The 6,801-nt window shown below is 68.6% G+C and carries 5 protein-coding genes; all 5 read left to right on the top strand.

The window, feature by feature from the left end:
• The 5 genes from ABTZ59_RS20955 to ABTZ59_RS20975 all read left to right on the top strand — a co-directional run bounded on the left by ABTZ59_RS20955 (window position 1) and on the right by ABTZ59_RS20975 (window position 6,711).
• Window positions 1-831 carry an arylamine N-acetyltransferase family protein gene (locus ABTZ59_RS20955; protein ID WP_351406735.1) on the top strand — a complete coding sequence of 277 codons (831 nt, stop codon included), beginning with the start codon at window positions 1-3 and terminating at the stop codon, window positions 829-831.
• Window positions 831-2,939 carry an aminodeoxychorismate synthase component I gene (gene pabB / locus ABTZ59_RS20960; RefSeq protein WP_351406804.1) on the top strand — a complete coding sequence of 703 codons (2,109 nt, stop codon included), beginning with the start codon at window positions 831-833 and terminating at the stop codon, window positions 2,937-2,939. The genes ABTZ59_RS20955 and pabB overlap by 1 nt, the downstream gene beginning before the upstream one ends.
• Before the next feature lie 114 nt (window positions 2,940-3,053).
• The gene (locus ABTZ59_RS20965) at window positions 3,054-3,983 is read left to right on the top strand and encodes a diiron oxygenase (RefSeq protein ID WP_351406744.1); all 930 of its coding nucleotides are present in this window, start codon (window positions 3,054-3,056) and stop codon (window positions 3,981-3,983) included.
• Window positions 3,984-4,023: 40 nt separating this feature from the next.
• Complete coding sequence (locus ABTZ59_RS20970) at window positions 4,024-5,445, top strand: class II 3-deoxy-7-phosphoheptulonate synthase (RefSeq protein WP_351406752.1); 1,422 nt, start codon at window positions 4,024-4,026, stop codon at window positions 5,443-5,445.
• A 27-nt stretch (window positions 5,446-5,472) separates the two neighbouring features.
• Window positions 5,473-6,711 (top strand): cytochrome P450 family protein, encoded by a 1,239-nt coding sequence (locus tag ABTZ59_RS20975; RefSeq protein ID WP_351406758.1) that lies wholly within the window; start codon window positions 5,473-5,475, stop codon window positions 6,709-6,711.
• Window positions 6,712-6,801: the final 90 nt, after the last annotated feature.

Below are 6,801 nucleotides of genomic sequence, written 5' to 3' on the forward strand. Positions count from 1 at the left end.
GTGACAGATTCGATGTGGCAGGGGAGTGGCGTCGACCTGGACGCCTACCTGACCCGCGTGGGCTACCAGGGCGACGTCGCTCCGGATCTCTCCACGCTGCGGGGCCTGCACGCCGCCCACGTGGACGCGATCGCCTTCGACAACCTCGACGCGCTGCTCGGGCGCACGGCGGTGCCGCTGGACCTGGACAGCGTCCAGGAGAAGATCGTGCGTCAGGGCCGCGGCGGCTGGTGTCTGGAACAGGTCGTGCTGATGGCGGCCGTGCTCGACCGCATCGGGTTCACGTTCACGGCGTTCGCCGGCCGGACGCGGATCCGTACCGGGAGCAAGTTCGGGCCGGCCCTGCACGTGGCCCTGTGCGTGGAACTCGACGGCGAACGCTGGCTCCACGACGTGAGTTTCGGTGGCTACGGGCCGCACGAGCCGATCCGGCTCGCGGAGAACGGGCGACTGGACGGCGACTGGTCGTTCGATCTCGTGCGAGAGCCGACCGGCGAACACGTGCTGCGGTTCCTGCGGCCGGAGGGACCGGTGGAGCTCTACGGCTTCACGACCGACGCCCGCTATCCGTCGGACTTCGAGCTCCTCAACCACTTCTGTCTCACGCATCCGCGCTCGCCGTTCAACCACCGGATGGTCCTCCAGCGCACACAGCCGGACGTGCGGCACCTCCTCGTCGGCAGCACTCTCACGGAAATACGTCCGGCGCGGCCGGCGACCTTCCGGGAACTCGATGTGAGCGAGACGCTTTCCGCTCCCGAGGAGATCTTCGGGATCACCTTGGAACCGGGCGACGTCCAGGCGCTCTCGAAAATCCTGGGCGGCCCATGATGCGAACCCTGCTGCTGGACAACTATGACTCGTACACCTTCAACCTCTACCAGTTGATCGCCGACATCAACGGCCAGGAGCCGGTCGTCATGGTCAACGACGATCCGGAGCTGGCCGGCCTGCGGCTGGAGGACTTCGACAACATCGTGGTCTCACCAGGCCCTGGACGGCCGCAGCACCCCCGCGACGTCGGCCTCCTCGACGACCTGCTGCGGCGCGCCACGCTGCCCGTGCTGGGCGTCTGCTTCGGCCATCAGCTGATCGCGCACCTGGCCGGAGCGGAGGTGGTCGCCGCGCCCGAGCCGAGACATGGGCACCTCGCGAAGGTTTCCCACGGGGGAGATCCGCTCTTCGCCGGAATTCCGCGTGAATTCGTCGCGGTGCGCTACCACTCGCTGTGCGTGCGGGAGCCCCTGCCCGAGGAACTCGTCGCCACCGCGTGGGCGGACGACGGTGTGCTCATGGCGCTGCGTCACCGCGATCTGCCGCAGTGGGGCGTGCAGTTCCATCCCGAGTCGATCGCTTCCCAGTACGGGCGTGAGATCCTGCGGAACTTCGCCGAACTGACCCGCCGGACGCGGCACGGACACCGGCCATCCGTCACCGGCACCGGCACGGACGTTCACACCGCACTGTCCGACGACGTGCCCGGTGCCGTCGAGGGACTGGGAATCATCAGCACGGTCGTGTCGACCGGTGCCGATTCCGAGGCCATTTTCCTCAAGCTCTTCGACAACATCCCGTACTGCTTCTGGCTGGACAGCAGCCGCGTGGAGATGGGACTGTCCCGGTTCTCGTTCCTCGGCGACACGTCAGGTCCGCTCAGCGAGGTCCTGACCTATCGCACCGGCAGTGGGACAGTGGAAGTGCGCGACGCGAATGGCGTCCGCCTCGTGACAGGCAGTGTGTTCAACGTCCTCGACCAGCGGCTGCGCGAACGGCGCGTCCCCGACTCGGACCTGCCGTTCGATCTGACCGGAGGCTATGTCGGCTACTTCGGCTACGAGCTCAAGGCCGAATGCGGGGCCACGGCCCGCCACACCGCCGAAACGCCGGACGCCATCTGGATGTTCGCCGATCGCGTCATCGCGGTCGACCACCAGGAGGGACGGACCTATGTGGTGGCCGTCCACGACGAGAAGACGCGGCGCGACGCGCAGGACTGGGTGGAGCGGACGTCCGCCCTCCTGACGGGCCTGAACCCGGCCGACGCCGAGCCGCCGCCCGAACCCGCCGCCGGCCCGCCCCCGAATGCCGAGGAGTACCTCGGCCGCGGCCGGAGCCAGTACCTGGCGGACATCACGGAGTGCCGACGGCAGCTGAACCGGGGCGAGAGCTACGAGATCTGCCTGACCAACACGTTGCACATGCCGTTCCACGACGACGACACGTCTTTCTACCTGAGGCTGCGCCGGGCGAACCCGGCACCGTACGCCGCGCTCCTACGCCTCGGCGACATCACGATCTTCAGCTCCTCGCCGGAGCGGTTCCTGCGCATCGAGAGAGACCGCACGGTCACCAGCAAGCCGATCAAGGGCACAGCCCCTCGCGACCCCGACCCGGTGCGCGACGCCGAACTGGCCGCCACCCTCGCCTCAAGCGCCAAGACTCAGGCCGAGAACCTGATGATCGTCGACCTGTTGCGCAACGACCTGGGCCGGGTGTGTGAGGTGGGCAGCATCGAGGTCGACCCGTACCTGGCCGTCGAGAGCTACGAGACCGTGCACCAACTGGTTTCCACTGTTCGTGGACGGCTCAATGACAGGGTCAGCGCGCTGGACTGCGCCCGGCAGTGCTTCCCGGGCGGGTCGATGACCGGGGCGCCGAAGCTGCGCACCATGGAGATCATCGACCGCTTGGAGACGGAGGCCCGGGGTGTCTACTCCGGCGCCCTCGGCTACTTCGGCCTCACCGGCGGCACGGACCTGAACATTGTGATCCGCACCGCCGTCCGCGTTGGTGATCGGTTGACCATCGGAGCCGGCGGGGCGATCGTGCTCGACTCCGACCCGCGGGAAGAGTACGAGGAGATGCTGCTCAAGGCGGCGGCGTCGCTCCGCGCGTGGCGTGCGCCGGCGGTGTCCGACGTGGGCGGCTCCCCACGATGAACACGGCGATGAACACGGCGATGGGCACACCGACCGCACAGGGCGCCCGCCGGTGGTGGGCCGCCGATGGCGCCTGCCTGATTCGAGTGGTGAACCCATGAAGGAGGTCTCCCGATGACCGCGGCACGTGAAGTGCCCGAGTACGAGCGCGACTTGCTGGCGCAGTTGACGCTCCGCTGGGGGAAGCGAGTAGCCGTCAAGAAGGACGAGCTCGACCTCGACGGCCACTTCGACGCGGCGCTCCCGGACTTCCCCGACCACCTCGTCCCGGTGCTGGGCCTGCCGGGTGCCGACCGGCTCGACCGGGACGCCCGTCGGCGCATCCTGTCCGCGGCGTGGATCGCCTACAACGCCAAGACCGCGGCCATCGAGGACGAGATCATCCTGCCGGCCTGCCGGTTGATGCTGCGGGACCGGATCCCCGTCCGCCGCGACGACATCGCCGTCGATGCCCTGCACCAGACGATCATCGATGAGCACTACCACATCCTGATGTGCCACAACGCCGTGGGCGTCACCCGCAGGCGGCGCGGCCTGGAGGACGTGCGGTTCGCGCCGCGCGTCTGGTCGGTCGTCCAGGGACGGGACGCGGTCCGCGCCGGGATGTCCGGATTCGACCGCGACATCGTCGACATCGCGTTCTCCCTGGCGGCCGAGACGACGATCAGCGGGTTCCTCTCCGCACTCGCCACCGCCCAGGAGATCCAGCCCATGAACCGGATCACCACCGATCTGCACCGGCGGGACGAGAGCGGACACGCGGTGGTGTTCCGCGAGTTGTGCGGCTCGCTCTACCTGAACCTGGACAGCGCACAGCAGCGGACGTTCCGCGAAGCGCTCGTCAGCGGACTGACCGCGTTCCGCTCCGCGGACCTGGAACCGTGGGTGACCGTGGCGGCCCAGGGCGGCTTCGAGATCGACACCGGTCAGCTGAGCGAGTGGGCCGCGTCCCGTCCCGCGCCCGCGCGGGACACCGGACCGTTGCAGCTGCTGCTCGACGACCTGGGCATCAGCCACGACCTCGTCGAGATGGTCTGGCGCTGACCGCCCCGCACCGGCCAGCCATGAGAAGCGGACGGAGATCATGTTGCCCCTCACCGGCGAAGCCGCCGCGCACTGGCGGACACTCGTCGCCCATCAGCGGCCGGAGTGGCCCAGCATGGCCGAGCTCGGCGACGTGGTCGACCACCTGGCGGCCTTGCCCCCGTTGGTCATGCCTCAGGAGTGCGACACGCTCGCCGCACGACTCGCCCAGGCGGCAGAAGGCAAAGCGTTCCTGCTGCAGGGTGGCGACTGCGCCGAACGTTTCGACCGCCTCTCGACGCGAGCGATTCACAGCAAACTTCGGCTCCTGCATCAGATGGCCGTGATCCTCGCGTACGCGTCGGCGGTGCCGGTGGTCAAGGTGGGCCGGCTGGCCGGGCAGTATGCGAAGCCCCGATCCCGGCCGACCGAGACCGTCGCCGGACGCACCCTGCCGGTCTACCGGGGCGACGCCGTGAACGGCATCGGCTTCAGCCAGGCCGAACGGCTGCCGGACCCGGCCCGGCTCCTTCGGATGTACGACGCTTCCCGCTACACCCTCGACGTCATGCGCGCATTCGCCCGTGGCGGCACCGACCCGCGCCAACTGCACAAGAGGAACCAGGACTTCGTCTCACGCTCGCCCGCCGGTGAACGCTACGAGGAACTCGCCGGTCGCATCGGTCGGGCACTGTCCACCAAAAACGCGCGCGGCGGCGATGCGTCGCACACCACGGAGTTGTTCGCCAGCCACGAGGGACTGCTGCTCGACTACGAGGCCGCGCTGACCCGCCGCGACCCGCGTTCCGGCCGAAGGTACGCGGGCAGCGGCCACATGCTGTGGATCGGCGACCGCACCAGACAGCTCGACGGCGCCCACGTCGCCTACTTCGCGACCATTGACAACCCGATCGCGGTCAAGCTGGGCCCTGCCACCACACCCGAGCAGGCGCTGGCCCTGATCGACCGCCTCGACCCGGACCGGCGGCCGGGCCGGCTGACGTTCATCGTGCGGATGGGGGCGCACCGCGTGCGGTACGTGCTGCCGGAACTCGTGGAGAAGGTCACGGCCGCCGGCGCGCCGGTGCTGTGGGTGTGCGATCCGATGCACGGCAACACCGTGGAGGCGCCCAGCGGACACAAGACCAGGCGGTTCGACGACATCCTCGCCGAGGTCGCCGGCTTCTTCGAGGTGCACAAGGCGTTCGGCACCCACGCCGGCGGACTGCACATCGAGCTGACCGGGGAGGACGTGACCGAGTGCGTCGGCGGCGGCGCCGAACTGGGTTTCGCCGACCTGCACCGCAGCTACGAGTCCGCGTGCGACCCGCGCCTCAACGGAGACCAGGCGCTTGACCTGACCTTCCTGGTCGCCGAGATGTTCAACCCGGGAGCAAGCGGCGCCGGGGCGCCGGACGCGGTGGTGAATGCCGCGCCCCGGGAAGCACGTCACGGTAACTCTCCCGCCTCGTCCGGCACGTGAAACCAACAACATCTTCGAGGAAGAACCATGGAACAGGATTCCGCGCCACTGGAACTCGACGACGCGTTCGTGCAGGACCCCTACTCGGTGTACGCGAAGCTCAGCGCCGAAGGCTCCGCGCACCGCGTGCTGATGCCCCCCGGAGTCCCGGTGTGCGGCGGCCTGCCGGTCTGGCTCATCACCGGATACGAGGCCGTGCGCTCCGCACTGGCGGATCCCCGGTTGAGTACCGATCTGAACAGGATGGACAGGCTGTTCGCACAGAACGAGCCGGACCGCGACAGACGTGCCGGTTTCTCATCGGCCTTCTCCAGCCACATGCTGAACTCCGACCCGCCGGACCACACCCGGATGCGCAAGCTCGTGAGCAAGGCATTCACCACCCGCGCTGTCGAAGTGCTCCGGCCGGAGATCGAGCGGATCGTCGGCGGGCTGGTCGATGCCCTCCCGGACGACGACACGGTGGACCTGCTGGACGCCTTCGCGTTCCCGATGCCGATCCGGGTGATCTGTCTGCTGCTGGGTGTGCCGATCGAGGAGCAGGAGAACTTCAAGTCCTGGTCCAGGGCGCTCGTCTCCGGTGACTCGCCCGAAGCCGCTGCCGCCGCCGCGACCGGGGTGCTCACGTACCTCGGCGAACTCATCGAGCGCAAACGCCGCACGCCCACCAACGACATCCTCACTGCCCTGGTCTCGGCACACGACGTCGACAACCAACTGACCGAGATCGAACTGGTCTCGACGGCCTACCTGCTGTTCATCGCCGGTTTCGAGACCACCCTCAACGCGCTGGGCAACGGCACACTCCATCTGATGCGGAACCTGGACCAATGGGAGGCACTGCGCGAGGACCGCTCCCTCCTGCCCGGCGCGGTCGAGGAATTCCTGAGGCTGGAGAGCCCGCTGAAGCACGCCTCCTTCCGGTGTGCGACGGAGCCCCTGAACATTGGTGACGTCGAGATCCCGGCCGGCGATTTCGTGCTGCTGGCGATCGCCTCCGCCAATCGTGATCCACAGCGCTTCGACGATCCACATGCGCTGGATGTCCGCAGGCCCACCGACGGCGGACATCTGGCCTTCGGACACGGCATCCACCACTGCCTCGGGGCGCCGCTGGCCAGGGTGGAGGTGCGGGTGGCGTTCGGCGCCCTGCTCGACGCGTTCCCCGCCATGAGGCTCGCCGTCGACCCTGAGGAACTGCGGTGGCGTACCAGCACGATCATTCGCGGGCTCCACGCACTGCCGGTACGGCTGCACCGCGGCTAGGTCCTGTCCGGTCGATCTTCGCGGGCCCGCGACGCCTGGCACCGCACCTCGCCGCGTTGTCGGAGTCGCCCAAGTACGTCCAGTACATGG

Origin of the sequence: Streptomyces sp. NPDC094034 (assembly GCF_040303865.1) — a bacterium.
GTDB lineage: Bacteria > Actinomycetota > Actinomycetes > Streptomycetales > Streptomycetaceae > Streptomyces.

What these genes read in the sequence shown, in the direction of transcription:
- pabB (WP_351406804.1), top strand. Translation starts at nt 831, where the DNA reads ATGCGAACCCTGCTGCTGGACAACTATGACTCGTACACCTTCAACCTC.
- ABTZ59_RS20965 (WP_351406744.1), top strand. Translation starts at nt 3,054, where the DNA reads ATGACCGCGGCACGTGAAGTGCCCGAGTACGAGCGCGACTTGCTGGCG.
- ABTZ59_RS20970 (WP_351406752.1), top strand. Translation starts at nt 4,024, where the DNA reads ATGTTGCCCCTCACCGGCGAAGCCGCCGCGCACTGGCGGACACTCGTC.
- ABTZ59_RS20975 (WP_351406758.1), top strand. Translation starts at nt 5,473, where the DNA reads ATGGAACAGGATTCCGCGCCACTGGAACTCGACGACGCGTTCGTGCAG.